At 31.8% G+C, this 25,957-nt stretch carries 29 protein-coding genes and 1 pseudogene; 23 read left to right on the top strand and 7 right to left on the bottom strand.

What is annotated here, in order from left to right; translation table 11 throughout:
- The first annotated feature begins 132 nt into the window (after positions 1 to 132).
- Positions 133 to 393, top strand: coding sequence for a hypothetical protein (locus AC0L0O_RS12780; protein WP_000513518.1), 261 nt, complete (start codon positions 133 to 135; stop codon positions 391 to 393).
- A 129-nt stretch (positions 394 to 522) separates the two neighbouring features.
- Complete coding sequence (locus AC0L0O_RS12775; RefSeq protein ID WP_428888784.1) at positions 523 to 1,209, top strand: MBL fold metallo-hydrolase; 687 nt, start codon at positions 523 to 525, stop codon at positions 1,207 to 1,209.
- Between the two features lie 43 nt (positions 1,210 to 1,252).
- On the opposite strand, the gene AC0L0O_RS12770 is transcribed toward AC0L0O_RS12775, so the two are convergent.
- Positions 1,253 to 2,044 carry a hypothetical protein gene (locus AC0L0O_RS12770; protein ID WP_078438556.1) on the bottom strand — a complete coding sequence of 264 codons (792 nt, stop codon included), beginning with the start codon at positions 2,042 to 2,044 and terminating at the stop codon, positions 1,253 to 1,255.
- A 29-nt stretch (positions 2,045 to 2,073) separates the two neighbouring features.
- Here AC0L0O_RS12770 and AC0L0O_RS12765 point away from each other — a divergent pair, with 29 nt between their 5' ends.
- The 3 genes from AC0L0O_RS12765 to AC0L0O_RS12755 all read left to right on the top strand — a co-directional run bounded on the left by AC0L0O_RS12765 (position 2,074) and on the right by AC0L0O_RS12755 (position 4,211).
- Positions 2,074 to 2,343: a hypothetical protein gene (locus tag AC0L0O_RS12765; protein ID WP_000054536.1), complete on the top strand. Its 270-nt coding sequence runs from the start codon at positions 2,074 to 2,076 to the stop codon at positions 2,341 to 2,343.
- A gap of 73 nt (positions 2,344 to 2,416) precedes the next feature.
- On the top strand, positions 2,417 to 3,769 hold the full coding sequence (locus tag AC0L0O_RS12760; RefSeq protein ID WP_015945606.1) for a DEAD/DEAH box helicase: 1,353 nt from the start codon (positions 2,417 to 2,419) through the stop codon (positions 3,767 to 3,769).
- A gap of 181 nt (positions 3,770 to 3,950) precedes the next feature.
- Positions 3,951 to 4,211 carry a hypothetical protein gene (locus tag AC0L0O_RS12755; RefSeq protein ID WP_001177687.1) on the top strand — a complete coding sequence of 87 codons (261 nt, stop codon included), beginning with the start codon at positions 3,951 to 3,953 and terminating at the stop codon, positions 4,209 to 4,211.
- A gap of 883 nt (positions 4,212 to 5,094) precedes the next feature.
- Here AC0L0O_RS12755 and exsF read toward each other — a convergent pair.
- The gene (exsF, locus tag AC0L0O_RS12750) at positions 5,095 to 5,598 is read right to left on the bottom strand and encodes an exosporium protein ExsF (protein WP_001257911.1); all 504 of its coding nucleotides are present in this window, start codon (positions 5,596 to 5,598) and stop codon (positions 5,095 to 5,097) included.
- Positions 5,599 to 6,367: 769 nt separating this feature from the next.
- Here exsF and AC0L0O_RS12745 point away from each other — a divergent pair.
- The 7 genes and pseudogenes from AC0L0O_RS12745 to AC0L0O_RS12715 all read left to right on the top strand — a co-directional run.
- Complete coding sequence (locus tag AC0L0O_RS12745) at positions 6,368 to 7,003, top strand: TetR/AcrR family transcriptional regulator (RefSeq protein WP_473785801.1); 636 nt, start codon at positions 6,368 to 6,370, stop codon at positions 7,001 to 7,003.
- A 62-nt stretch (positions 7,004 to 7,065) separates the two neighbouring features.
- A complete protein-coding gene (locus tag AC0L0O_RS12740) occupies positions 7,066 to 8,313 on the top strand; it encodes an MFS transporter (RefSeq protein WP_473785800.1) in 1,248 nt (415 codons plus the stop codon).
- Positions 8,314 to 8,319: 6 nt separating this feature from the next.
- Positions 8,320 to 10,659 carry an ABC transporter permease gene (locus tag AC0L0O_RS12735; protein WP_473785799.1) on the top strand — a complete coding sequence of 780 codons (2,340 nt, stop codon included), beginning with the start codon at positions 8,320 to 8,322 and terminating at the stop codon, positions 10,657 to 10,659.
- Between the two features lie 11 nt (positions 10,660 to 10,670).
- Positions 10,671 to 11,432, top strand: a complete 762-nt coding sequence (locus AC0L0O_RS12730; protein ID WP_000721686.1) for an ABC transporter ATP-binding protein — start codon at positions 10,671 to 10,673, stop codon at positions 11,430 to 11,432.
- 98 nt (positions 11,433 to 11,530) lie between these two features.
- Positions 11,531 to 12,241: a class I SAM-dependent methyltransferase gene (locus AC0L0O_RS12725; protein ID WP_000787484.1), complete on the top strand. Its 711-nt coding sequence runs from the start codon at positions 11,531 to 11,533 to the stop codon at positions 12,239 to 12,241.
- A 119-nt stretch (positions 12,242 to 12,360) separates the two neighbouring features.
- A complete protein-coding gene (locus tag AC0L0O_RS12720; RefSeq protein WP_000072488.1) occupies positions 12,361 to 12,768 on the top strand; it encodes a VOC family protein in 408 nt (135 codons plus the stop codon).
- A gap of 294 nt (positions 12,769 to 13,062) precedes the next feature.
- Positions 13,063 to 13,326, top strand: a pseudogene (locus AC0L0O_RS12715) (SAM-dependent methyltransferase); the annotation flags it as partial.
- Between the two features lie 121 nt (positions 13,327 to 13,447).
- Here AC0L0O_RS12715 and AC0L0O_RS12710 read toward each other — a convergent pair.
- Positions 13,448 to 15,133: an alpha-keto acid decarboxylase family protein gene (locus AC0L0O_RS12710; RefSeq protein ID WP_098638961.1), complete on the bottom strand. Its 1,686-nt coding sequence runs from the start codon at positions 15,131 to 15,133 to the stop codon at positions 13,448 to 13,450.
- A 106-nt stretch (positions 15,134 to 15,239) separates the two neighbouring features.
- Here AC0L0O_RS12710 and AC0L0O_RS12705 point away from each other — a divergent pair, with 106 nt between their 5' ends.
- The 5 genes from AC0L0O_RS12705 to spoIISB (AC0L0O_RS12685) all read left to right on the top strand — a co-directional run bounded on the left by AC0L0O_RS12705 (position 15,240) and on the right by spoIISB (AC0L0O_RS12685) (position 18,043).
- Positions 15,240 to 15,722, top strand: coding sequence for a MarR family winged helix-turn-helix transcriptional regulator (locus AC0L0O_RS12705; RefSeq protein ID WP_473785798.1), 483 nt, complete (start codon positions 15,240 to 15,242; stop codon positions 15,720 to 15,722).
- A gap of 167 nt (positions 15,723 to 15,889) precedes the next feature.
- Complete coding sequence (gpmA, locus tag AC0L0O_RS12700; protein ID WP_000594139.1) at positions 15,890 to 16,627, top strand: 2,3-diphosphoglycerate-dependent phosphoglycerate mutase; 738 nt, start codon at positions 15,890 to 15,892, stop codon at positions 16,625 to 16,627.
- Positions 16,628 to 16,815: 188 nt separating this feature from the next.
- Positions 16,816 to 17,553 (top strand): type II toxin-antitoxin system SpoIISA family toxin, encoded by a 738-nt coding sequence (locus AC0L0O_RS12695; protein ID WP_002036394.1) that lies wholly within the window; start codon positions 16,816 to 16,818, stop codon positions 17,551 to 17,553.
- 112 nt (positions 17,554 to 17,665) lie between these two features.
- Positions 17,666 to 17,791, top strand: coding sequence for a hypothetical protein (locus tag AC0L0O_RS12690; protein WP_000588712.1), 126 nt, complete (start codon positions 17,666 to 17,668; stop codon positions 17,789 to 17,791).
- 75 nt (positions 17,792 to 17,866) lie between these two features.
- Entirely contained in the window at positions 17,867 to 18,043 is a 177-nt protein-coding gene (spoIISB, locus tag AC0L0O_RS12685; protein WP_042511279.1) for a stage II sporulation protein SB, read from the top strand.
- 36 nt (positions 18,044 to 18,079) lie between these two features.
- Here spoIISB (AC0L0O_RS12685) and AC0L0O_RS12680 read toward each other — a convergent pair whose 3' ends face one another.
- Together AC0L0O_RS12680 and AC0L0O_RS12675 are read right to left on the bottom strand one after the other, a co-directional pair.
- Positions 18,080 to 18,361: a hypothetical protein gene (locus AC0L0O_RS12680; RefSeq protein WP_001041555.1), complete on the bottom strand. Its 282-nt coding sequence runs from the start codon at positions 18,359 to 18,361 to the stop codon at positions 18,080 to 18,082.
- Positions 18,362 to 18,637: 276 nt separating this feature from the next.
- A complete protein-coding gene (locus AC0L0O_RS12675; protein WP_001021688.1) occupies positions 18,638 to 18,874 on the bottom strand; it encodes a hypothetical protein in 237 nt (78 codons plus the stop codon).
- 136 nt (positions 18,875 to 19,010) lie between these two features.
- Between AC0L0O_RS12675 and AC0L0O_RS12670 the strand changes: the two genes are divergently transcribed.
- The 3 genes from AC0L0O_RS12670 (at position 19,011) to pepD (ending at position 21,002) form a co-directional block, all read left to right on the top strand.
- Positions 19,011 to 19,136, top strand: a complete 126-nt coding sequence (locus AC0L0O_RS12670) for a hypothetical protein (RefSeq protein WP_000694311.1) — start codon at positions 19,011 to 19,013, stop codon at positions 19,134 to 19,136.
- Positions 19,137 to 19,212: 76 nt separating this feature from the next.
- Positions 19,213 to 19,389: a stage II sporulation protein SB gene (gene spoIISB / locus AC0L0O_RS12665; protein WP_000808045.1), complete on the top strand. Its 177-nt coding sequence runs from the start codon at positions 19,213 to 19,215 to the stop codon at positions 19,387 to 19,389.
- Positions 19,390 to 19,532: 143 nt separating this feature from the next.
- On the top strand, positions 19,533 to 21,002 hold the full coding sequence (pepD, locus tag AC0L0O_RS12660) for a beta-Ala-His dipeptidase (protein WP_000287514.1): 1,470 nt from the start codon (positions 19,533 to 19,535) through the stop codon (positions 21,000 to 21,002).
- Positions 21,003 to 21,236: 234 nt separating this feature from the next.
- On the opposite strand, the gene AC0L0O_RS12655 is transcribed toward pepD, so the two are convergent.
- On the bottom strand, positions 21,237 to 21,707 hold the full coding sequence (locus tag AC0L0O_RS12655; protein ID WP_000670597.1) for a DUF5065 family protein: 471 nt from the start codon (positions 21,705 to 21,707) through the stop codon (positions 21,237 to 21,239).
- A gap of 203 nt (positions 21,708 to 21,910) precedes the next feature.
- Between AC0L0O_RS12655 and AC0L0O_RS12650 the strand changes: the two genes are divergently transcribed.
- The 3 genes from AC0L0O_RS12650 (at position 21,911) to AC0L0O_RS12640 (ending at position 24,076) form a co-directional block, all read left to right on the top strand.
- A complete protein-coding gene (locus tag AC0L0O_RS12650) occupies positions 21,911 to 22,504 on the top strand; it encodes an SGNH/GDSL hydrolase family protein (RefSeq protein ID WP_000265894.1) in 594 nt (197 codons plus the stop codon).
- A 221-nt stretch (positions 22,505 to 22,725) separates the two neighbouring features.
- Complete coding sequence (locus tag AC0L0O_RS12645; RefSeq protein ID WP_000438338.1) at positions 22,726 to 23,259, top strand: RNA polymerase sigma factor; 534 nt, start codon at positions 22,726 to 22,728, stop codon at positions 23,257 to 23,259.
- Positions 23,249 to 24,076: a hypothetical protein gene (locus AC0L0O_RS12640; protein WP_001060391.1), complete on the top strand. Its 828-nt coding sequence runs from the start codon at positions 23,249 to 23,251 to the stop codon at positions 24,074 to 24,076. Before AC0L0O_RS12645 ends, AC0L0O_RS12640 begins: the two co-directional genes overlap by 11 nt.
- An 11-nt stretch (positions 24,077 to 24,087) precedes the next feature.
- On the opposite strand, the gene AC0L0O_RS12635 is transcribed toward AC0L0O_RS12640, so the two are convergent.
- Positions 24,088 to 25,854: a peptidoglycan D,D-transpeptidase FtsI family protein gene (locus tag AC0L0O_RS12635; RefSeq protein ID WP_473785797.1), complete on the bottom strand. Its 1,767-nt coding sequence runs from the start codon at positions 25,852 to 25,854 to the stop codon at positions 24,088 to 24,090.
- Positions 25,855 to 25,957 lie beyond the last annotated feature (103 nt).

Genomic DNA, 25,957 nt, shown 5'->3' with positions numbered 1-25,957 from the left:
GTCACTTCGGTGATGGCTTTTTTATTTTCTCAGATGAAGCCGATGAGTTTGAGTTTTAGAATTTTATCGTGGTATTATTTATGTAACAAGGGGATGTTGTAAGAAAAAATACAAGTTGAGGGGAAGATGAGAATGGGAATTTATAACTATGAAGCGAAAGAGGATTTGCAAGTAGGAGAAGTTTGTTTAGAACGAGATATTTATGAAATTATAAACTTTTACAAGAAAGGGTCAATAGTTTTATGTGATTCAGTATCTCGTTTCAGTGCGAATTCAGACAGAATGTTTAAAGTGATAAATAGGATAGAAACATATATGCATAAAAATAAAGACTATACATATCAGGTTTCGGATAGGCCCAAGTTGATTTATGTAGTTGAACAGGTAAGATAAGGAAAGCATTCATAACGGATGCTTTTTTCTTTGTTATATAGAATGTACACATTAAACGTGAATTTGTAAGAAATGTATGTAGATGATTTAATTTATTAAACATTTATTAAGCGGTATGGGGGAAGAAAAATGAAGATAATAGAACTACCAATTGAATTCGAATTTAACGGGAAAAAACAATGTATTTTTCCAAGTTTAATTATATTACATAATGAATTAACATTAGTCGATACAGGATATACAAATTTTTTACCTTTAATTGAAAATGCAATTTTAAAACATGAATATGAGATGAAAAACTTAAAAAATATAATTATTACTCATTATGATGATGATCATATAGGATCTTTATATGATTTCAAAGTGAAATATCCTCAAGTTAATATTATTTCGAGTGAAATTGAATCCAGCTACATTAATGGTGATAGAAAATCAGAGAGATTAGTTCAAGCAGAAGAAATGTTAGAACGTATGCCAAATGAAGAAAAAGAATTTGGTAAATGGTTTATCCAAGAGTTAAAAAATATAAGACATATTTCCGTCGATGAAAAAGTACATGATGGTCAAATGATTTTGAATAATGAATGTCAAGTAGTGGAAACGCCAGGACATACTTCGGGGCATATTTCATTATATTTTCCGAAATTAAATTGTGTAATTACAGGGGATGCGGCCGTTCAAGATAATTGTGAATTAGAAATAGCTAATCCGGATTTTTGTTTAGATATAGAAAGGGCGGAACAGTCTTTAAAGAGGATGAAAAACCTTAAAGCTGTAACGTATTATTGTTATCATGGAGGAAAGCTTACTGTATAAAATATTAAAAAACCGATCTTTTCCATATAGAAAGATCGATTTTTTAATTCATAGATTCTGCAATTTGAATTAAATCCTTTACGCTATATTTTCCTTTTATATAGCGTTTGTTACCAATTGCAATTGTATATTGAAAACCATTCTTCTGAAAGATAAGTTCATATGCTGAATCAAAATGAGGATTATATAATGCTTTTATATTATTTTTTAAACTGTAGAACTTAGCGCCATTATGTACATAGAAGCCTAATTTGTTTTGAACGGGTGCAACAGTGATTTTTAAAATCCCATTAATATCTTCATTGAAGTATTGAAGGTTTAAGTAATCGTTATAGATGTACCCTTGAAATTCGTGAATTTCGAATGGGAATTTTGTAGGGGTAAGTATATGTTCCTTACACTTCATTTTATATTCTTTTACAATAGTTGCTTCTTTCATAAGGGGATTGGTTCCATCATAAATTTGAATAATTCGAGATATTTTATTGTTTTTTGTTACTATTTCTAAAATGTAACCGATAGTAAATTCATCATCAGTGTTTTTGGAATAAGAAATAAGAATTGTGGTATCTTCTTTTGGAGATGGTACTATTTGAATTGCATAAATTTGTTTATTTGTTTGGAAATTAGGTAGTTCAACCCCTTCTGTTACATATGACCTCATTAATTTTTTATCATTTATGAGTAAAGCTTGTTTAAATTCACTTATCACATCTGTTTGAGGTTTTTCCATAATAATGGAGGTCGATTGAAAAGATAGTAAGAAAAACATGCAAAAAATCTTTATGAATGTAGTGGTCAATTTTATCACCCTGTAACTATATTTCCGTAACATTTAAATATATATGTACAGGAGGGGAGAAGATGAGTTTATTATTTGATGTAATAGCAGATATCATTTTATTTTATCCTCGAAATGATATGAAATTAAAATATCATATCGCAAAATTAAGTGAATTAGAGTGGTTTCGAAATCTACATGAAGATCCGAAGTATACAAGTTTAATTTGGAGTAATAAAAAAATTAAGAAGTACATTTTGAATTCTGCAAATATGAAAGCATTAATAAATTCCGAGACAAAACAAAAGGAATTTGTCCAGCTAGTACACGACGAATATAAAAAAAGAAGATAAGAATTTTTTTATTTTTCATATTTGGCGAAACAAATGGTACAATGAAAGCTAATGTGAAAAATAAGGAAAAGAAGTGGTCTATTTGAAAAACTTTTTAGAATTAGGAATTAGTGAAACGTTTAATCATACATTACGTGAAAATGGAATTACAGAAGCAACACCGATTCAAGAGAAAGCAATTCCTGTTATTCTGTCAGGTAAAGATATTATTGGGCAAGCGAAAACAGGAACGGGTAAAACGTTAGCATTCGTGTTACCGATTTTAGAAAAAATCGATCCAGAGTCTAGTGATGTTCAGGCTTTAATTGTTGCACCAACAAGGGAACTAGCACTACAAATTACAACTGAAATTAAAAAAATGCTTGTTCAAAGAGAAGATATTAATGTACTAGCGATTTATGGCGGGCAAGATGTAGCACAACAATTGAGAAAATTAAAAGGTAATACACATATTGTTGTTGCAACACCAGGACGATTATTAGATCATATACGACGTGAGACAATTGATTTAAGTAATCTGTCAACGATTGTACTAGATGAAGCGGATCAAATGCTTTATTTCGGTTTCTTATATGATATTGAAGATATTTTAGATGAGACACCTGGTAGTAAACAAACGATGTTATTCTCAGCAACGATGCCAAAAGATATTAAAAAATTGGCGAAACGTTATATGGATGAGCCGCAAATGATTCAAGTACAAAGTGAAGAAGTAACGGTAAATACAATTGAGCAGCGTGTCATTGAGACGACAGATCGTGCAAAGCCAGATGCACTTCGTTTTGTTATGGATCGTGATCAGCCATTTTTAGCAGTTATTTTCTGTCGTACAAAGGTTAGAGCGAGTAAGCTTTATGATAATTTAAAAGGACTAGGTTATAATTGTGCTGAACTTCATGGTGATATACCTCAAGCGAAACGTGAAAGAGTTATGAAGAGTTTCCGCGAAGCGAAAATTCAGTACTTAATCGCAACAGATGTAGCAGCTCGTGGACTTGATGTAGATGGTGTAACGCACGTATTTAACTATGATATCCCTGAAGATGTAGAGAGTTATATTCACCGCATTGGCCGAACAGGACGTGCAGGTGGATCAGGTCTTGCAATTACGTTCGTTGCAGCGAAAGATGAAAAACATTTAGAAGAAATTGAAAAAACGCTTGGCGCACCAATACAAAGAGAAATAATCGAACAACCGAAGATAAAACGTGTAGATGAAAATGGAAAACCGCTACCAAAGCCGGCTCCGAAGAAATCAGGCGAATATCGTCAAAGAGATAGCCGTGAAGGTTCAAGAAGTGGTTCTAAAGGTCGCACAAGAAACGATTCAAGAAATAGTTCAAGAAATGAAAACAACCGATCATTTAATAAGCCAAGTAATAAAAAAGGTAGTACAAAGCAAGGCCAGCAAAGACGTGGCCGTTAAATAGTTATAATTGTAAAGAGTCGCAAAATATTGTGGCTCTTTTTTTGTTTGTATACAACAAGGATGATGGCAAGAAAAAAACAAAAATTTCATTCACCGTATTTAAAACTTATAAGGGAAATTTTATAGTCCAAAACCAGTAGAACAAGGGTACTACAACCATGTCGTAATTCAAGAACAGGTGCAACTTACGTATGGCCAATATTTAATCGAAAAAAATCGAGAGCAAGCAATTCGTACTAGCCCCTCTGATGATGATACGAATTATGAAAAAATCAATTGGTATAACGATATGAAAACATCTTTTGCAAACAAAGAATTGGCCGATTTGGTGAAAGGAATTTGTAACTTTGTTAGTTTTGTTCGATGGGAACTCGAGATGCACAACTGCCATCCTTATTGGGAAATTGCTTACTACGACGATGAAGATAATGTAGTGTGAAGTTAACAAAAGGGATAGGATAGTATGCGAAATAAGAAAAAAGGACTAGCAGTCGTACCTGCCGTCCTTTAATAGGAGAAAAAGTAATCTTATTTAGAACTACGCATAAACAGAAAATCTGCTTGTAATTAGTTTTGCCATAAATATACGTGTCTATACAAAAAAAGGGATAAGTAAAAAATACTTATCCCCGGAAGGGAAATCCCAAGCACCAAAATGGCTCGTATTGGTCTGCAGGTTCAAAAGTAGTATATGTAAAACAAAAAATCTCATACAAAAAGCAGACAACGATTTTGGTTGTCTGCCAGTGAGTTCAATGAGTTAGCTAATTGTGATAAATTGCATCCCCATTACGAGAAGAGTGAAGCTGCTAGTTCAAACAGCTTGTTGGTATTATTTTCGATTTCTTAAAAAATATACAGAGAAAGCAGATAAGTGAAGAACCTACCTGCTTCTGCTGTAACAAAAGAAAGAAGTATTAGCCGTGGACACGGCGGCTTGAAAATAGTATGTATTTTTATTTGAAAAATATTCAAGGGGTGAAGAAACATGTTTAATAAATGGTGTTGTGAAATTAATCAGCTAATTAGTAAAACAAAGAGAAAAACAATGAGCAAATATAACAATAAAAAGGTAAATGTTTAAAAGAGTGATGAGTATAAAGTGATACAAAATAGTTATATTAAAGCTTGATTTTCATAAAAAATAAAGCACACATATAAGTGTGCTTTTATGAACGCTTTAGATTTGTGTGACTACATAGTCACCATACAATACAATATGCTTGTTTAATATAAATGTGTGTTAAATCTATAACATATATTTTGGACTGTATAAGGAATATTAAATGTTGAATGTTAATTAGTTAAGCATATTGTTTTTTTTAACGAATTTGTGCAACTGTTAAAGCGGCAGAACGAATATCTACTGTACCAATTACTTCAACGGGTACAATTTGAATTAAATCACCAGGGTTTAAGTTTATTAGAATGACACCGCTGGATACATCTACTTCACCAGTGCCAATAATATTAGAACGGACTGCGGTTCCAGATCCTGCAATAATATTAGTTGATGAGTTTAGTGTTAAGAAAAAGCGCGCTGCTTCTGGGGCTAATGGAACATTATCGAGGCTGATTGTTAATGTATAACTGATTTGATAAATACCAGCTACTTGAATTCTAATACCAGTTCCTGTACTAATTGTATCATTGATTACAGGGACAGTAATGTTTGGATTTGGGCCTGTACTAGGTAGTAGTAGTGGCGTAAATAGTGTTGCAAATTGAGGTGAAGTAGCATTAAAAGCAAAACCGAGAGCTGGTAGTGTACTGGGGGCTTGTGCTCTACAATTAAAGTTTGTGAGCTTACGACTAGATGATCGCATATTTTCACTCCTTTCTTTCATTTAGATCGCGTGAGTAATAACCACATGTTTTGGACAAGCACAATATAATATATGAAAATTTATAGTGAATAGTGCAGAGGTGTACTGTTATGGATAAAACTAACTGCCTATAGTACAAAAGAAACAATACGCTTACAGAAATAGTTTGTAACCTAAAGTTGAAAAAATAGTATGAATAGAGTTGAAAATGTTATTTGGAAATGAAAGAAAACCAAATAAAAAGAGCACGCATATAAGCATACTCTTTGACAAGAAAAGTAGATTTTTATGAGTGGATTCCTCCATAGAATAATATATGCTTGTCCAATTAAAAGGTGAAAAGGCTTAATCAAATCATTATTTTAAAATTAAAGAGTACCTAAGGGAATGCTCTTCGATCACAACAATATTAAAAAATATTTGATAATATATGTAATCTTTTAAGCTTTGTGATTAATTAAAAGTTTTTCGAATTGCTTTTGGATGATAGTACATGCTGTTCTATTTTTTCGTAAAGATATAAGTAGTTGTTTGATCAATGTAATTTGTGGTGTTAACCAATACGAAAACCTTCTTTTTCTTAAAATGAAAGGTGATGATAAGAAACGTGAGATACGTTTTAAACAAATTGAACGGACGTTAAAAAATAAAAATTTATAAAGGAAATTGGAAGTAGGACGTTGTATATGTATAAAATAAGAAACTTTTTACTAACTAAACATATAATTAAAATAGACCGACAGTCGGTCTGGTTGGAAGGAGAACGTGAATGCGAATAATTAAGGAGTATGAGGAACGTAGAAAAGAAATTTTAGAAACGGCTGAACGATTATTTCTTACGAAAGGTTATACGAAAACAACAGTAAATGACATTTTAAAAGAGATAGGGATAGCAAAGGGGACGTTTTATCATTATTTTAAATCGAAAGAAGAAGTAATGGATGAGATTATTATGAGGATTATTAAAGAAGATGTTGCTAAAGCGAAAGTAATCGTCTCTAATCCAAATATACCAGCATTAGAAAAGTTATTTCGAGTTTTAATGGAGCAATCTCCAAAATCAGGTGATATAAAAGATAAAATGATTGATGCATTTCATCAACCAAATAATGCAGAAATGCATCAAAAAAGTTTAGTGCAATCTATTATTCATTTATCTCCTGTATTAACAGAAATTTTAGAACAAGGAATTGAAGAAGGGATATTTTCGACTTCATATCCACAAGAAACGATTGAACTATTACTATCTTCAGCGCAAGTCATATTTGATGAGGGGTTATTCCAATGGAAGCCGGAAGAAATGATGAGGAGAGTGAAAGCTTATATTAAAATGATGGAAGTATCTGTTGGAGCGAAAGAAGGATCTTTTAATTATATGCTGGAGGTTTTAATGAAACAGAGGTGATATTTTTTCTGTTTGTGTATTATAGACCGACAGTCGGTCTAAATTAAAGGAAGGGTGTGATTATGATATCTATTAGTATAAAACCTTCGATGCAAGATTTTTATTTAATGGTTAGTGGGCAAATTATTACTATTTTGGGTTCAACACTTTTACGTTTTGCTCTGTCATTATATGTGCTAGATTTAACAGGGCGTGCTGATATATTCGCAGGATTATATGCGATAACGAGTATTCCGTTTTTGCTAGCTCCTCTTGGCGGAGCGATAGCAGATCGTTTCAATCGCCGTAATTTAATGGTTATTTTTGATTTCATAAATACTGGGATTGTATTAAGCTTTATAGTTTTGTTATTTACTGGATCTGTATCTATTCTATTGATTGGAACAATTATGTTTTTACTAGCAATCGTTAATGCAATGTACGCACCAGTTGTAATGGCAAGTATTCCGCAATTAGTTCCAGAGAAAAAGTTAGAACAAGCGAACGGTATCGTAAATGGTGTGCAAGCATTATCTAATATAGTTGCCCCTGTATTAGGAGGAATATTGTACGGCATAATTGGTTTGAAAATGCTCGTGATAATAAGTTGTCTTGCTTTCTTTTTATCTGCGATTTTAGAAATGTTTATTACAATACCTTTTATAAAGAGAGTACAAGAAAGCCATATCATACCGACAATTGTAAGGGATATGAAAAGGGGATTTATATATGTTTTAAAACAATCATTTATTTTGAAATCTATGCTTTTAGCCGCATTACTAAATTTAATACTAACGCCGCTATTTGTTGTTGGTGCTCCAATTATTATACGAGTAACAATGGAAAGTAGCCACACGTTATATGGAATTGGAATGGGATTGATCGATTTTGCTACTATTATAGGTGCATTATCAATAGGTTTTTTTGCGAAAAAGCTACAGATGCAAACATTGTATTATTGGATGATTTTAATAGCTTTATTAGTAATACCGATGGCACTATCAGTTACACCAGTTATTCTTAATTTAGGATACTATCCACCATTTATCCTCTTTATACTTTCTTCTATTTTAATTGCAATGATTATGACAGTTGTATCCATCTATGTGATTACTGTAGTCCAAAAGAAAACACCAAATGAAAACTTAGGAAAAGTAATGGCAATTATAACAGCAGTATCCCAATGTATGGCACCGATTGGGCAAGTCGTATATGGTTTTATGTTTGAAAAATTCAGCATGAAAATTTATTTACCGATATTAGCTATTAGTTTCATAATGATATTATTAGCGGTTGTGACGAAGAAAATATTATCGAATGAAGGGAACTAGCTTTATATGATTAGGAGAATGATAAAAAGAGATTTCTCTCAAAATAAAATGATAATTACCATCTTGTTTATGTTTATCATGTTATCAAGTCTTTTAATGGCTAGTGCTTCAAGTAACGTTATTACTCTATTGAACTCAATGGATCAATTGGTTAAAGTATCAAACGCACCGCACTTCGTACAAATGCATGCCGGAGAGGTAAATCAAAAGTCAATTGATTCCTTTGTAGAAAAAAATCCGTTTGTAAAAAAACAGCAAACGGCTGAGATGGTTCAAATAAATGGATCTAACATTTTTATTAAAAAGAAAAATCAAGCAGAACATAATAGTGTAATGGACATTAGTTTCGTGAAACAAAATAGTAAGTTTGATTTTTTATTAAATTTAAATAATGAAGTGGTCGATGTTAGGAAAGGGGAAATAGGTGTACCCATTTATTATATGCAAAAATATAATTTGCGTATGGGAGATAAAATATGGGTTATTAAAGATAATAATGAACTAGAATTTACGATTTCAGCATTTGTTCGTGATGTTCAAATGAACCCATCAATCGTTAGTTCAAAACGATTTGTAATAAGCAATAAGGATTTTGAAAGAATAAAAAGAAATTTTGGAGAAAGCGAATATCTTATTGAATTCCAGCTAACAGACGAAAATAAAATAAATGAATTTGAAAATCTATATAAGTCATCGAACTTACCACAAAAAGGTCCCTCTATTACGTATTCACTATTTAAAACACTCAATTCATTAACAGATGGAATAATAGCTGCAGTACTTATCATAATAAGTGGATTATTAATGTTAATTGCAATGTTATGTATTAGATTTACGATCATTACTTCGATGGAAGAAGATTATCGAGAAATTGGTGTTATGAAAGCAATTGGGATTTATAACAAAGATATTCAAAAATTATATATAACAAAATATATTGTGATTTCAGCTGGTGGATGTATATGTGGATATATACTCTCACTATTTGTTACAAAAATCTTCACTTCAAATATCACCCTTTATATGGGGGCGGCAAATAAAAGCATTTTACACAATATTGTGCCATTCATAATTACAATATTGTTATTTTTAGTCGTTATCCTGTTCTGTCGTATTATTTTGCGGAATTTTAGGGGAATTACAGCAATAGACGCTTTACAATCAAGAGATAAACTAGGAAAAAGAAAGATTAGAAAATCCTTTTCACTCAAACAAACTAAATTTACAAATGTAAATATATTTATTGGTATAGAAGATGTTATAAAAAGATTCAAGTTATTTCGTGTATTAAGTATCGTATTAATAATAGCTGTGTTCATGATTGTTGTACCTGTTAACTTTTTGTATACGATTCAGTCACCGGATTTTGTAAATTATATGGGAACAGGAAAAAGCGATATTCGAATAGATTTACAGCAAACTGAAAATATAGAGAAACGTTTTAAGGGTGTTATTTCATATGTAAAAAATGATAAAGAAGTAGAAAAATATGCAACATTTGTTACGAGTACATTTAAAATGGTAAACGCTGATGGTACACATGAAAACTTAAATGTAGAAATGGGAGACTTCACTACATTTCCATTAGACTATATCCAAGGTAGGGCACCAAAAAATGAAAATGAAATTGCTCTTTCTTATATGAACGCAAATGAATTAAAAAAGAGTGTAGGGGATTATATCTTTTTATTTGTAGATGGGAAAGAGAAAGGACTAGCGATTAGTGGTATATATCAAGATGTAACGAATGGTGGCAAAACAGCTAAAGCTAGTTTTTCTAATAATAATGAAAATATATTATGGTATGTAGTAAATGTAGATATGAAGCCTAAAGTGGACTTGCAAGAAAAAGTGAAGGAGTATAAACAAAATTTTAGTTCTGCAAAAATAACAGATACAAATGATTATGTAACGCAAACTTTAGGAGAAACAATTAAACAATTAAGACTTGTGACGCAAGTGGCTATTTTGATTGCGATATTGATATCAGTTTTAATTACTGCGATGTTTTTTAAAATGTTATTAGCAAAAGATTCTTCGCAAATTTTAATTATGAAAAATATCGGTTTTTCTAGTAAAGATATTCGTATACAGTATATAACACGTTCTATCGTCATTGTATTATTAGGCATTTTGATAGGGACATGTATAGCTGCTACATTTGGTGAAATGTTAGTAAGTTGGTTAGGGTCATTTATGGGAGCAGCTCATATAAAGTTTGTCGTAAATCCTATCGTTTCTTATATAATATGTCCAGCTATTTTATTTATATCTGTGACTGCAACAACACTTTTCAGTAGTTTTACTATGAAGCAAACAAACGATGTAAAGCCAAATGGGGAGTAGGGGTGTATCACTTGAAAAAAATTTTAGAAGTAAAGCAAGTAAACAAAACATATTCAATGGATGGAAATGCAAATTATCACGTGCTAAAAAATATAGATTTAGAGGTTTATGAGGGAGAATTTGTATCGGTTATGGGGCCTTCTGGTTCTGGGAAATCGACGTTACTATATAATATTAGTGGAATGGATCAAATGTCATCAGGAAGTGTAAAAATTGATAGTAAAGAATTATCATGTATGAAAGAAGAAGAGTTAGCAAAATTACGCCTTACTGAAATAGGATTTATTTTTCAGCAGAGCAACCTTCTTAGAAACTTGAACCTATTTGATAATATCATCTTGTCAGCATATTTAGCGAAATGTGAGAGTAAGAAAACAGTAAATAAACGTGCTCTAGAGCTAATGGAGAATATGGGGATAAGTGATATAGCGTCTCATTATATAACCGAAGCATCTGGGGGGCAATTACAAAGAGTCTCTATTTGTAGAGCGCTCATTAATAATCCAAATATTATTTTTGCAGATGAGCCGACTGGTGCTTTAAATTTAAAATCAACAGAAGAAGTAATGCAAATATTATTAAATATTAATCATGATGGAACGACCATTATGTTAGTCACTCATGATGTGAAAGTAGCAGCAAAAACAGAAAGAATTCTTTTTATGGCGGACGGAGAAATTGTTAGTGAAATACAGTTAGGTAAGCTTAGGAACGATGATTTAAAAGCGCGAGAAGAGAAGTTGTTAAACTGGTTAGCTGTACTTGGATTTTAAAGAGAAAAACTCCTATTGAATGTAGGAGTTTTTTCTTTGTCTTAAAGTTCTAAAAGATATATAATAATTTTCTGAATATTAAAATTGGAGGGGTGCAAATGAAAAATGAAACGTTGCATACGCAAGAAGATATTATTAAAATGCTGGATTCATTATTAAGATCAGCAGAACCATTTTGGAATGAATTTTATGCGAATAGAGAAAAAGATGTTCCGTTTTTTGAAAATGTTCCAGATGAGAATCTAGTTTCGTATATACAAAAAAAGCGGGTTTCAAAAGGAAAAGTACTGGAACTTGGATGTGGTCCGGGTAGAAACGCAATTTATCTAGCAAATGAAGGGTTTGATGTAACAGCAGTAGATTTATCTATAGAAGGCATTAACTGGGCGAAAGAGAGGGCGTTAGCAAAAGGAGTAGAAATTGAATTTATTTGTGATTCAATTTTCAATTTAGAGGTTCAAAATGAATTTGATTTTGTATACGATTCGGGCTGTTTGCATCATATTCCACCACATAGAAGAGTAAATTATGTGGATTTAATTAAAAACGCATTGAAATCAGGTGGTTATTTCGGATTAACGTGTTTCGCGGCAGGTGATTTAGATGAGCGAAATGGATCAGAAATAACAGATTGGGACGTATATAGAGGATGGAGTTTACAAGGAGGTCTTGCTTATTCGGAAGAAAAACTAAGAGAGATATTTAAAGGATTTGAAGTGATTGAAATTAGAAAGATGGAACAGATTGAACAACCAAATACTATGTTTGGAGAATCATTTCTTTGGACAGCATTATTTAAGAAGAAATAAGAAAGTAGATAATTGACAAACTCATCGTTTTTATAGACAATATAATAACGAGAATGTATGTTCGTTTTTGTTAACCGATGTATATTTTGCATAAATACATAACAAGGGGTTGTCTCTAAATGAGTAACACAAATCAAAAAATTACTACGTTTTTAATGTTTGAAGGCAAAGCTGAGGAAGCGATGAACTTTTACACGTCGCTATTCGATCAATCAGAAATTGTAAGTATCTCTCGTTACGATGAAAACGGACCTGGTAAAGAGGGTACTGTCATTCATGCAACGTTTACATTACACGGGCAAGAGTTCATGTGCATAGATAGTTATGTAAATCATAATTTTACATTTACGCCAGCTATGTCTCTTTATGTAACTTGTAATACGGAAGAAGAAATTGAAACAGCTTTTAATAAACTAGCGGAGGATGGAGCAGTACTTATGCCTTTAGGTACCTATCCGTTTAGTAAAAAATTTGGTTGGTTAAATGATAAGTATGGTGTGTCTTGGCAGTTAACGCTCGCTGAATAAAAAAGAAAAATTGTAGCTTATTTGTTTAATGGGTTCAGTTAAGAGCTTGAGAAATTAAATAACATTAAAAAAGGCATTCCAACTGTCAACAGGTCTGGAATGCCTTTTTATGTGTAAGTGAGTGGTTTGAAACTACCAATTCTACGGTTGTTTTAAGTAAATGGATATATATATATTTTGAATTTTTAGTAATTACTATCGTTTATCTGTTAATATAAATATAGACAACTATGTAATAACTATCAGGCAGGTTAATAGAAAAAGGAAAGCATAAATAATTAATAAGCTTACATTGAACAAAAAGGTATTCTTGATGTAAAACATTCAATCCCTTCATCGACATTGGATTATTTACCAGAGGATGAAGTTCAAGATTACATCGATTCAAATCAAACAATAGAATATGCGCATACACTAGAAGATCAAATCCAAGGCCAAATTGAAGCGGGTTTTATTATAACAGGTTTTTATGAGGATGATTTTGGTGGAACAAGGATATTAGATAAGCATATTAAAACATTTATTGCTACAAAAGCTATAAAGTTAAAGGTTGATTAAGAATTTTGACTTGTCACACGAGACGTTAGTCGAAGAAGGTTCTTAAAATAGTATATATAAAAGGAAAAGGGTGGCACCTTCCATCCTTTTCCTTTTATATAATTAGGTTATGCTTTTTATATTAAGAATTTTGCTGGCCGAATCTCTTCCCAAGCTTAGCTAACAATTCAGGCTGATCCCCTTGGCTCATTACAATTTCAACAAAGGTAAGTTGATTCTTATCAATACTTATTTTAGTTAAGACTTCTTGTAACTCTGTTTCATTTTGTACTTTAAATGTTTGGCTTTTTTCTTCTGTTCCGAATACTTTCGCTAGTTTTGTGTACTCCCACATTTGTATGTCATTATACGGTTCGTTTTGACCATGAATTGCACGTTCAACAGTATAACCATTGTTGTTAATTAAAAATATAATTGGTTTTAAATTTTGACGTAGTATAGTTGATAATTCTTGGACAGTTAATTGGAAAGAACCATCACCAATAAGTAAAATGTTGCGCCGCGATAAATTAGCGAGCTGTGTACCAAGTAGAGCAGGTAATGTATAGCCGATCGATCCCCATAATGGTTGCGCTACATATGTAGTGTTGTTTGGTAAAGGGATAGCGGCACTACCAAAGAAAGGTGTTCCTTGCTCTGCAAGTAAGACGTCGTTTTCTTGTAAGAAATGGTATATTTGTTGCCAAAAACGTTTTTGTGTAACCATGTGTGCTTTTGGATTGAACTCTTCTGTCATAGATAGCGATTCTGAAATAAATGGCTTAATATCAAGCGTTTCTTCATTTCGATGCTTAATTACATCACTTAACTGTTGTAAAACATCTTTCATTACAACTGGCCCGTATTTTTTATCTGTAATTTTCACAGTGTAGGGATGAATTTCAATAACTTGTTCTTTCGTAAAACCTTGTGTGAAGCCACCTGTAATAGTATCAGTTAACTTCACGCCAATACTAATAATACAGTCAGATTCATCAATTCTTTTACGCAAGTATGGAGGACTTACATCACCAACATAAACCCCTATAAATTGAGGGTGTTTTTCTGGAAATATTCCTTTTCCCATACTTAACGTTGCAATAGGAAACCCCGTTTTTTCTACAAATTGATATAAATATTCTTTTGCATGAAAACGATCTACTTCAAAATCAGCTAAAATAATAGGTTTCTTTGCGCTATTTATTTTTGAAATGGCATGTAGAAGCATTTTATCCAGTGTTTCTTTATTACTTAAAATCGGTTTATGTAAAATTGGTTCTGCAGGTCTATTAATTGGTTTATTATACACATCAATAGGTAAATTAATATGAACAGGACGTTTTTCATTCCAACATGCACGTAACACACGGTCAATTTCCTCGACTGCATGCTCTGGGGTTAAATTAGTTTGTGCAATAGTGATTTCTCGATACATTTTGGAAAAATGATTGAACTTTCCATCACCTAACGTATGATGAACTAGCTCTCCATTTTCCATTACTGTTGTTGGTGGTGTACCTGTAATTTTTATAACTGGTACGTTTTCTGCATATGAGCCAGCAATGCCATTTATGGCGCTTAATTCTCCAACGCCAAAGGTGGTAATAAGAGCTGCTATTCCTTTTATACGAGCATATCCATCTGCAGCATATGCCGCATTTAATTCATTACAATTGCCAATCCACTCTAAATTTTTATGTGCGAGTACATAATCTAAAAAAGCCAAATTATAATCACCAGGGACACCAAAAATATGCTCAATTCCTAATTCGCTTAGTCGGTCTAATAAATATGTACTTACAGTATATTGAGTTTTCAAGTGAATCATCTCCTAATCGTTTTGCTTTCTTGTAATAAACGAAAGCAGCTCTAGAGCATTGATTAAAATATTCATTACTAGAATGTGGTATAATTTACATACAGGGGGAAAGTAGATGACACAACATAAAGAAGAACAGATGAATGAAGCGTTAGCCTTATTTTACTTTGCATATAAAACATTTACTGAAAAGCCAGATGAAATTATAAAAGAGTATGGTATTCAAAGAGTACATCACCGAATTTTATTTTTTATCGCACGCTTTCCGGGAGTAAGTGTAAATGAGTTATTATCACTACTAGAAATAAGTAAACAAGCTCTTCACGGACCATTACGACAACTTGTGGAAAAGAGCTTAATTGAGAGTTATGAAGCTACACATGATCGCCGTGTGAAACAGTTATCTTTAACAGAAAAAGGTGCCGATTTAGAAAAGAAACTGAGTGATGTACAAAGACAACAAATGGGTGCTATTTTTTCAAAATTTGGTGAATCGTGTGAAGAAAATTGGCATCAAGTTATGAATGAAATGGCACATAGCCGATCAGGTTTTGATGCTTGGATATCGAAAAGGGAAGTTGCAATCGATCAAAAATAAAAATAAATATATCTGTTTTTATAGTTTGAAAAAGAACAAATTTTATCCGTACATTTGGCAACTATGGAGCTATCATAGAGTGAATGGATAAAAAGATACATTACTAGATACTTTATACGTGTACGCAATGGAACAATAAAATTCACATTTCCAAGAGGGGAATTATTATGATAAAACTTGTACTTATTCGTCACGGACAAAGTTTATGGAATCTTGAAAATCGTTTTACTGGTTGGACTGATGTAGATTTATCAGAGAATGGATTAAGTGAAGCGAGAGAAGCAGGAGCGATATTAAAGAAAAATGGATATACTTTTGATGTAGCTTATACATCTGTATTAAAACGAGCAATTCGGACGTTATGGATTGTACTTCATGAGATGGACCTTGCATGGGTGCCAGTACATAAATGTTGGAAGTTAAATGAAAGACATTACGGTGCATTGCAAGGGTTGAATAAAGATGAAACTGCGAAAAAATATGGTGAGGAGCAAGTTCATATTTGGAGAAGAAGTATTGATGTAAGACCACCTGCTCTTACTGAGGATGATCCTAGGTATGAAATGAATGATCTAAGATATAAAGCACTGAAAAAAGGTGAGTTTCCATTGACAGAATGTTTAGTGGATACGGAGAAAAGAGTACTTGATTATTGGCATTCAGAAATTGCGCCGAAATTAAAGAATGGTAACAAAGTAATCATTTCATCACATGGTAACACAATTCGCTCGCTAGTAAAATATTTAGATAATCTTTCAAGCGATGGTGTTGTTTCACTAAATATTCCAACGAGTATTCCGCTCGTGTATGAATTAGACGAAAATTTACGTCCGATTCGCCATTATTACTTAAGTATGGATGGAGAAGTACCTGAAGGAGAAATTCCGAAACATATTACTTTTTAACATGAAAATTTGAAACGCATGCTTGTCTACATATACAATGTAGATTCAGGATAAAAGACGTGGCACCTTCTAATGTATATGCAATGTAGCTAAATTTAGAAGCTTGTCCACGTCTTTTGTCATAAAGAGAGCTGCTTGTGCATGTAATGATATCGTGAGTAGTTTTTGAATGGAGGGTGATGTCATTGGTGATCTCTAACATTCGAATCGGCTTATTTATTTTAGCAATCGTTTTTCTAGTTCTTGTTTTCTTTTACTGGAGAAATGAAGAATTGTATGAGGAGAAGAAGCAACGAATTAGAAAGACTTGGTATGGGTTGTTTATAGTATCAGTCACCGTGTATTTCATGATAAAAGGAATCGATTTAACCCTCTGGAAAAATCTTTTAATGTTCACTGCAATGGTTATTTTCGTTGATATTGCATTTATTTTAACACCTAATATTTCAGAAATATGGGGAGCGAAATTTAGCGATATCGGCAAGACGGTTCAATCGATAAAACGGTCATTAATTGCTTCTAAAGCAAGAGGAGAAATATACACAACAATCATTCAAAATGTCAATCCAGCAGTGTTCGGTACGATGGAATGGCATACGGAGGAAGAATATACAAAAAGCTTAAACGCATTTTTAGATTCGTATGGGGAAAAGATTGGAGCAAAAATTGTTGTATTTGAAGCGGCAAAGGAATTAAATACAAACTTTCGTGGTATCCGTTCTCAATTTAGTACGATTATTCCGTTAGAGTACATTGAGCAATTGAATGAGCAGAGAGCAGTACAAGTAGAAAATGTCGGAATTATACCAGCAAAAATAGTGAGTGATGTTTTCATTGTTATTGATGGGAAGAAAAATAACCTGCAAGATCGAGATTTTGAAAATGTATATAATTTAACAATACATCATAGTTATTTTAGTAAATAAGGACAGAAATTTTTTCTGTCCTTTTCACTTATACATAAAGGTAAAGCGAATTTAGACAAACTTGTATAAAATCGGACAATCATTCCTACACTAGCACGTAGAGGTGATTGTAGTGATAAAAGATTATGACAATGATTTTTTTAAAGAAGATAATGAAGATACAACAGATTTCTCGTTAATAAAAGGAGATACATTACAGCAAGTAGAAGAATTAGAAGAAGAATTAAAAAGAAAATGATACGTGTACATGCTATTTACATTTACGATATAATATAAATAGAAGATTGTATCTTTTTGAAAAGGGGGAGAAGAGATGGCTGAATTAAATGTACAAAAGTCTTCATTTTTTAAAGAAAAAAAAGAAGAACCAAATACAGATTTCTCTCTTGTGAAAGGTGCATTGACTCAAAATGTAGATCGATTAGAAAAATTTGTAGAGGCAATTCCATATAAGTATATAAAAGAGGGTAATGTAAAAGAGAATGCGTAAAAACATTCTCTTTTACATTACCTCTTTATGATTTGTTTATGCGTTATTTCTTTTTTGTTTAAAAATGATTTTATACATATAATACCCAAGGGCTGCAAAAATGAATCCAATAGCAGCACCAACTATTTGTTTCATAAACAATAAGTATAACGAAGCAATAATTAGTGTAAATAAGATTAAAATTAATACATACTTTGAAATAAATTCTACCCCTTTGTACACTAGTAGAATGACACCTGAAAGAACAGTGATGATAGGTAATATCCTATTTTCGAAAAAGCCTTCCTTTTTTTTGCTAGAATGCTGTTGTTTATTCAATATAAATATACTCCCGTCTTAAAGGATTAATCTTTTATTAGTTTTGCTATTTCATTTTCGAAAAGATTTTTGGTTAAATAGGTTATTTCAAAGGAATCATTTATTATATTTCGAGTTAATAGCCATTGAGTGTTTGGTAATTCAATAACAAAGAATCCATTGTCAGAAGTAACCTCATTTTTTCTGTTGTATCTAGAAGCATAACAGTGTAAATAGACTGTGTTTTTTAATCTATTATAAAATTTTCAGCATATAAGGAATTAAATCCATTCTCTATTAACATTGTTTTCCTTCTTGAATAGACAAAAGGAAAAACTTTTCAATATTTTGTACGATATGGTTTGGAAGAGTTCCTACAATGTTACTTCCTTTTCCTCTTGCTGAAATACTAGCTGTAATTGATTCAAGATATGGGATATCTTGTCGAAGGTTAGTAAATTGTTCTTGCTCTTGAGTACTTTTAAACTTGTTAGTAGAAGCTTCTAATAATTCTGGAGTCACGATAATATTCAATATGGTTAACTTCCTTGTGTGAAAAATTATTTTAACCAAAAATATATTAGATTATAATCCCATTAAAATCTACTTTTTATAATACCAAATATTATTATTAAATAGTAGATTAATATTTTTAATTTTATGATAATTAATGAAAATAAAAAAGAGAGAATTCCAGGTAGGAGTTAAAGGTAAAGGTACATCAGATTTCTCGTTAATAAAAGGGGATACGATGCAGCAAGTAGAAGAATTAGAAGAAGAATTAAAAAGAAAATGATACGTGTACACCCTGTCTGCTTTTGCTATATAATATAAATAAAAGGTTGTATCTTTTTTGAAAAGGGGGAGAAGAGATGGCTGAAATTAGTGTGAAAAAGTCTTCATTTTTTAAAGAAAAAAAAGAAGAACCAAATACAGATTTCTCTCTTGTGAAAGGTGCATTAACGGAAAATATAAATCGGTTAGAGAAATTAATGAATAATGGTACTTCAAAATATATGAGAGCAAAAAAAGAGAAAGAAAATGCATAGTGCATTTTCTTTCTCTTTTTATATGCAATTTAAATGTTTAACAAGCAGATATTAAAGCATGAAATAGAAAGTGAAAATAATGAATCATGGTATAATGATAAAAGACTTACATATTATTTTGTCATTTTGAGAGGAGCTTAAAAATGTATTCTACTTTAGAACAATTAACAGAGCACCCTGTATTTTATCATTTTGCAGAAATTTCAAAGATTCCTAGAGGATCAGGTAATGAAAAAGAAATTAGTGATTTTTTAGTTGGCTTTGCGAAAGAGCGTAATTTAGAAGTGATTCAAGATGAAGCATTAAATGTCATTATTAAAAAAGAAGCAACTGCTGGTTATGAAAATGTACCAGCTATTATTATTCAAGGTCATATGGATATGGTTTGCGAAAAAAATCAAGCAACCGTACATGATTTTGATAAAGATCCAATTGAATTACGAATTATTGGGGACATGTTATATGCAAATCAAACGACTTTAGGGGCTGATAATGGTATTGCAGTTGCATATGCATTAGCTTTATTAGATTCAAAAGACATTCCGCATCCAGCACTAGAAGTAGTTATTACTACTGAAGAAGAAACGACAATGGGCGGAGCTTTCGCTGTTGATTCAAATCATTTTGAAGGAAAGATTTTTATTAATATTGATTCTGAAGAAGATCATAAATTACTTGTAAGTAGCGCAGGTGGTGCAAAAGCTGTTGAAACGATTCCAGTAATTTGGGATGAAGCACCAGCGAATATGGATGCATACCGTTTATATGTTGGCGGTCTAAAAGGCGGACATTCTGGTATGGAAATTGATAAACAACGTGGTAATGCGAACAAAGTATTAGGACGAGTATTACATGATTTATCAGTAAATATTCAATTTGATATAAGTGAAGTTCACGGTGGATTAAAAACGAATGCAATTCCGCGTGAAAGTGTAGCTACAATTTTATTATGTCAAGAAGATGTAGAGAAGGTAGAAGAAAAGTTAGAATCATGGACACGAGTATTACAAGAAGAAATGCGTGCTGTTGATCCAGATGTTCATGTTACACTTACAAAATTAGATGAGAAAGTAGAAAAAGTATTTGCTAAAGAAACACAAAAGCAACTTATTTCATCATTATTCTTAATTCCGAACGGCATTCAAAGTATGAGCATGGATATTAAAGGTCTAGTAGAAAGCTCAACAAATTTAGGTGTTATTGAAACGTTGCAAGATGAAATTAAATTACGTAACGAAGTGAGAAGCTCTGTAAGTAGTTTAAAACAACATATTGCAGATGAGATTAAATGTATTGCGGAATTAGTTGGCGCAACATTTGAAATCGAGTCAGAGTATCCAGAATGGCCATACAATCCGAATTCACAAATTCGTAATTTATTTGAAAAAGTGCATCAAGAAAAATACAATAAAGATGTTGAAATCTTCGCTGTACACGCTGGGATTGAATGTAGTGTATTCGTTCAAAAGATGCCTGAATTAGATGCAATTTCATTCGGTCCAGATATATTCAATGTCCATACTCCAGATGAACATATTAGTATTTCTTCTGTTGTGAATAACTGGGGATTCTTCGTTGATGTAATGAAAGGTACGAAAGAATTAGCTAAATAATATTCATAAAATGAAGAGTAGCCTATAAAATTTTATAGGCTACTTTTTTGTATAGAGTTTTTTTAGAAATTCGTTTTTACGTAAGTATTTCATTTTTGCTTTAATTTCTAGAGGAGATTGTACCAAAAATTGCTCCGGATATTGCCCCTATTAAAGTCGTAAAAATTGCACTCCATGCTGCAAATGACATTATTACACCTCCAAATATTTAGTTGCTGGTGAGATAAACGTAAATTATTTTGAGATTTTAAAGCTGCCCCCATAATAATAATTTTCTCCAAGTTTCATAACAGCTACATATGTTCCAGGATTATAGGCCTTAGTAATAGGTGTTACAAATCTACCATAATTATGTTTTAAACCAGAGTCATAAATGGTTTTATATCTATGCAAGTTTATTTCATCATTTTCATTTCCACTCAATTGATATATTTTTACAATACCAGTATCCTTACCACCAGTATATATAGTAACATCGAATGTATCTCCATGCTTTAAGTCACCAACTGCTAACTCTTCAATAAAATCTGCATTATGATGTAATAAAAAATAGTTTTGCCATCGCCAAGTATCTAAAAATCGTGATTCTTTTTGTGTAGGTTGCGATTCAGCAGAGGCAGGTGGGAGCGTACCAATTGTATTTGAAAATAAAAATCCTCCAACAGTCAATGCGCCAATAATTGTTGATTGCCTTAAAAATTTCATCTTTTAGACCTCCTAATTAATAAAGAATTTAGAAATCGTTTTTGTAAAAAACTAGCTGTGAAATCTAAAGGATGATAATATCTTCTATAATCATATTAACATTTATTGATTTATCAGACAAATCGAAAACCATTTAGAAATAACAATTACGTTGCGAGCTATTGTATAGTAGAGATATGGTTCATAATAAAGGGGGAATACATATGTGGAAGCGATTTGTAGCGATTGGTGATAGTTTTACAGAGGGGATAGGGGATGAAGTTGAGGGTATAGCATTAAAAAGCTGGGTAGATCATTTTGTCCAACTGTGTGTAAACGATATAGAATATGCTAATTTTGCAAAGCGTGGGTTAGTAACGAAAGAAATTCGCTCGCAACAATTGGAAAAGGCGTTAACTTTTAATCCAGATTTGGTTAGCCTCATTGCAGGTGCAAACGACGTATTAAAAGGACGTTGGAATCATTATGCATATAAGGAAGATATGAAATGTATGATAGATACATTAAGTAAAACAGGTGCCGATATTATGATAGCAAACCTTCCAGATTTTACAGTAAGGCTTCCTCTTGCTTCTGAAAAAAAACAAGTAATAAAAGAACAATTATTAGAGGCAAATGAAGTTATCTTTTCATTGAGCAGAGAGTATAAGCTTCATCATATTGACTTTTGGAATCATCATGTAGTTAATGACAATACGCTTTGGTCTAAGGATTTCATTCATCCAAACTCAAAAGGATATGTAAAAGTTGCTGAACTGATCTTTAGTAGTTTGCCTGTACATGATGCTTCTAAATAAGCTTTTGAATGAACTAATCCCTTGCGCAGGGGGTTTTTCATATTTTCTGTTGCAGAACCCTTAGTATAAGGGTTCTTTTTGGTATCAAAAATCTAAAAAAGATACAATTGGAGAACTCGAACTAAATGGAACAAATGAAACTTGTATCTTGTCTATATATTGAAACCATAATAAAAGTGAGGGTAGTTTTATGTTTATTCAAATAAGTTTGAGGTGTGGAAATGGAACAGACATTTATTGAAAAGTGTAATCATGAAGAGCTGGACGATGTTATAAAAGACTATTGGCAAGATGTATGGAATTATTCATTTATTATTACGAAAGATCCACACTTATCAGATGATATTACGCAAGATGTATTTATAAAGGTATTTAAAAATTGGAATTCATTTCGAAAGGAGTCATCTATTAAAACGTGGATATTAAAAATCACAAGAAATACGGCAATAAACTATTTGAAATCATCTTATTTTAAAAGAATATCTTTAGTAGGATTTTTTAGTGACGACAAGCAAACTGTGTCGGCAGAACAAGAGTTTTTTAAGCAAGAAGAAATGAATGATGTTTGGAAAGTTGTATTAAAACTACCTAAAAAGCACCGTGAAATAATAATATTGGACGCAAAATATGAATTATCTTATGAAGAAATGGCTGAAACACTAGGAGTATCCATTGGAACTGTAAAATCTAGATTAAGTAGAGCAAGAAGTAAGGTTTCAAAACTAATAGGGGAGGGTGGTAGTGATGAACAATAAAAAAAATCCTGACTGGTATAGAAAATTAAAAAAAGGCCCAATGGAACACCGTAAAGACGAAGAAGAATATATTTATAAAATAAAGCAATCTATATATCAAAGTAACGAGGTAGGTTCTCGGGAACATACAAGACCATTTCGTAAAAAAGCATTGCCAATTGTAGTGGTTTTAGCTTGTACATTTTTATTTTTTATTGTTCAACAACCTTGGCTTGATGATAATAAATCACCGGTGCAAAGTAGCACACAAATTAAGCCTAAAACAAAAGATGAGTCTGCTCAAGATCCAACATTAAAACAATTTATGAATGATTTATATCAAAGTACAAATGCAAAAAATGAAACTGACTTGTATAAAGCGTTAAACGATGAAGTTCAATTTAAAGGGAAGAGCTATATGAAGGATGAATTGAAGTTTGATGAAGATATTTTTCATGAGTTGCAAGTCGCTCTTACGATGGGGGGAGAATTCGCAAATGATACAAAACAAGTATACAAAGTACCAAGTGGATTGACAGAAAGTAACCAACAAAAGCAAGCACACTTTATATATGCAACTGTTACTGGAAATAAAACGAAAATTTTAGCTGAACCAAAGCGAGAATCAAAAGTTTTATATGAAGTATCTAATGAAATGGTAAAAGCTTGGATTCCAGAAAAAGTGCAGAAGAATGAATATATAAAAGTATCGACAATTAATGGTAATACTGGATATGTACAAAAAGAGTATGTTTTAACTGACATTAAATACTCATTTATGTTTGAAAAGAATAATGAAGGTATATGGAAAATAATAAATATAGATTCTATTTGGTAAAAAAGGAAGGTTCACTTTAATGAACCTTCCTTTTTGTTTTTATTCTCTTTTTGAATAGTATTCCAGGACTCTAAAATTTCTGATGTAACGAGAGCAGCAATGTTTTTTTCTGAATTACTACCAGGAATAACGACAGAAACGGCAATCTGTGGATCTTCGGTAGGAGCATATGCAATGAATAGAGAATGATTGATCATTCTTGCTTGCTCATTCGGAAAACCTGTAATACCTGTTTTACCAGCGACGTCAAAGGGCAACTTTTTAATCTCCTCTATATTTTGACTCATTCCACCTTGTACGACACTCCAAAAGTTCATTGGGTAACGATTTGAACTTTCTAAAATTGGTTTAAACTTTTTTGTTTCTTTACCATCTTGACCAATAATAGCACTTGCCATTTGTGGTTTATATTTATCACCTTTACTTGCTAAAGTTGCTGCATATTGAGCGAGTTGAAGAGGAGTATGCACTTCATTTCCGCCCCACGAGGCATTTAATAAAGCGGAGATTCCATTTTCAAACTTATTAGAAGGATGGAATTCATATTGTCCGTCTTCTTCAAAGGGTAAATCAATCCCGGTTTTAGAACGTAGGCCGAATTGCATTAAATAATCTGTCCATATATGTGCTACTTTTTCTACATTGCCATTATGTTGGTTAAATAATGGAAGAGCTACTTTTGCTGTCATAAATGTGTTAGATGAATTAATGATAGCCTGCCTCGGTGTAATCTCACCTGTTGGTGTTCCGGGTGCATTTGTAATGTTATTTTGATTATCATACTCAAAAGTACCGTTATCTAAATACGTATCTTCAGGTTGAAAAAGCTTTTCGTTTAATCCAATTAAAATAGTAAGTGGCTTTATAGTAGAAGCCATATTTACATAAGATTCACCATATTTTAATTTTTGAATTGCTTTATTTTGCGAAAGTGATTTTATGTTATTTATTTTAGTTGTTACATGTGTATGTAATATATTTGGATCAAAAACTGTTGAGTTGGCCATAGTTAAAATCGCGCCAGTTTTTGCATCACTCACTACAGCATAACCAGCTTTAGCATCAGGTAATTTCTTAATTTGTGATCGTAATGCTTCCTCTGATTTTTGTTGCAATTTAGAATCTAAAGCTAGCCTGATATCCTTACCTTTTTGTACTTTTTGAATGTTCCATAAGAACTCTTTGTTATTCATTTTAAAAATAAGAGTTTTACCCGGTTTTCCTTTTAAATCATCTTCATATTGCAGCTCAATCCCACTTTTTCCAACCGGCATATGCTTTGAATTAAGGTTATTTTCTACATACCCAATTACCTGTGAACCAATTTCATGTTTAGGATAATATCGAATCCAGTCATCTTTAATTATTACATTATTCGGTTTGTTTTTGTTTATGAATGCAAGTTCATTCTCAGCTATATCAGAGTATAACGGTATATCATGCATAGTCTGTTTTTTACAAGATTGTTGTAATTGAGATTTTATGCTCTCTGAAGAAATATCATGTTGAAACTTACTTGAAAAGTTATCGAAAAAAGCTAATGTGTTTGATGTATCTTGTTTCGATAACTTTTCATCATTAGAAGTACAATATAGAGACTTAACTTTCTTATTTGTAGCTAGTATTACACCATTTTGATCAAAGATTTTTCCTCTTTCGGCTGAAGAAGTTGCGATAGTAATTGAAATGAAGTTGATTTTAAATAAAATTAGTAAAATCAAACCTACAATAGAAAGAACCGCAAAAAATCCCCATTTTTTTATTTTTGTATGTAACATAAAATCCTCCCTTTTGTAGCCTACTTCATCTTATAGTTAATTATTTTTTTTGTAAATGTGGAACAACTTTATTATTTAGATTGTCTATTAAGTACTACAGCAT

The sequence above is a fragment of the Bacillus sp. GS3m_15504 genome, assembly GCF_055825275.1.
Note: the sequence above shows the minus strand (reverse complement) of the source record. Positions and strands in the feature narration are given on the sequence as shown.

What these genes read in the sequence shown, in the direction of transcription:
- AC0L0O_RS12635 (WP_473785797.1), bottom strand. Translation starts at nt 25,854, where the DNA reads ATGTTACATACAAAAATAAAAAAATGGGGATTTTTTGCGGTTCTTTCT.
- AC0L0O_RS12735 (WP_473785799.1), top strand. Translation starts at nt 8,320, where the DNA reads ATGATTAGGAGAATGATAAAAAGAGATTTCTCTCAAAATAAAATGATA.
- AC0L0O_RS12710 (WP_098638961.1), bottom strand. Translation starts at nt 15,133, where the DNA reads ATGATTCACTTGAAAACTCAATATACTGTAAGTACATATTTATTAGAC.
- AC0L0O_RS12670 (WP_000694311.1), top strand. Translation starts at nt 19,011, where the DNA reads ATGAAAATAAAAAAGAGAGAATTCCAGGTAGGAGTTAAAGGTAAAGGT.
- AC0L0O_RS12645 (WP_000438338.1), top strand. Translation starts at nt 22,726, where the DNA reads ATGGAACAGACATTTATTGAAAAGTGTAATCATGAAGAGCTGGACGAT.
- AC0L0O_RS12725 (WP_000787484.1), top strand. Translation starts at nt 11,531, where the DNA reads ATGAAAAATGAAACGTTGCATACGCAAGAAGATATTATTAAAATGCTG.
- AC0L0O_RS12705 (WP_473785798.1), top strand. Translation starts at nt 15,240, where the DNA reads ATGACACAACATAAAGAAGAACAGATGAATGAAGCGTTAGCCTTATTT.
- gpmA (WP_000594139.1), top strand. Translation starts at nt 15,890, where the DNA reads ATGATAAAACTTGTACTTATTCGTCACGGACAAAGTTTATGGAATCTT.
- pepD (WP_000287514.1), top strand. Translation starts at nt 19,533, where the DNA reads ATGTATTCTACTTTAGAACAATTAACAGAGCACCCTGTATTTTATCAT.
- AC0L0O_RS12740 (WP_473785800.1), top strand. Translation starts at nt 7,066, where the DNA reads ATGATATCTATTAGTATAAAACCTTCGATGCAAGATTTTTATTTAATG.
- spoIISB (WP_042511279.1), top strand. Translation starts at nt 17,867, where the DNA reads ATGGCTGAATTAAATGTACAAAAGTCTTCATTTTTTAAAGAAAAAAAA.
- AC0L0O_RS12775 (WP_428888784.1), top strand. Translation starts at nt 523, where the DNA reads ATGAAGATAATAGAACTACCAATTGAATTCGAATTTAACGGGAAAAAA.
- AC0L0O_RS12720 (WP_000072488.1), top strand. Translation starts at nt 12,361, where the DNA reads ATGAGTAACACAAATCAAAAAATTACTACGTTTTTAATGTTTGAAGGC.
- AC0L0O_RS12780 (WP_000513518.1), top strand. Translation starts at nt 133, where the DNA reads ATGGGAATTTATAACTATGAAGCGAAAGAGGATTTGCAAGTAGGAGAA.
- AC0L0O_RS12765 (WP_000054536.1), top strand. Translation starts at nt 2,074, where the DNA reads ATGAGTTTATTATTTGATGTAATAGCAGATATCATTTTATTTTATCCT.
- exsF (WP_001257911.1), bottom strand. Translation starts at nt 5,598, where the DNA reads ATGCGATCATCTAGTCGTAAGCTCACAAACTTTAATTGTAGAGCACAA.
- AC0L0O_RS12745 (WP_473785801.1), top strand. Translation starts at nt 6,368, where the DNA reads ATGCGAATAATTAAGGAGTATGAGGAACGTAGAAAAGAAATTTTAGAA.
- AC0L0O_RS12770 (WP_078438556.1), bottom strand. Translation starts at nt 2,044, where the DNA reads ATGTTACGGAAATATAGTTACAGGGTGATAAAATTGACCACTACATTC.
- spoIISB (WP_000808045.1), top strand. Translation starts at nt 19,213, where the DNA reads ATGGCTGAAATTAGTGTGAAAAAGTCTTCATTTTTTAAAGAAAAAAAA.
- AC0L0O_RS12640 (WP_001060391.1), top strand. Translation starts at nt 23,249, where the DNA reads ATGAACAATAAAAAAAATCCTGACTGGTATAGAAAATTAAAAAAAGGC.
- AC0L0O_RS12650 (WP_000265894.1), top strand. Translation starts at nt 21,911, where the DNA reads ATGTGGAAGCGATTTGTAGCGATTGGTGATAGTTTTACAGAGGGGATA.
- AC0L0O_RS12655 (WP_000670597.1), bottom strand. Translation starts at nt 21,707, where the DNA reads ATGAAATTTTTAAGGCAATCAACAATTATTGGCGCATTGACTGTTGGA.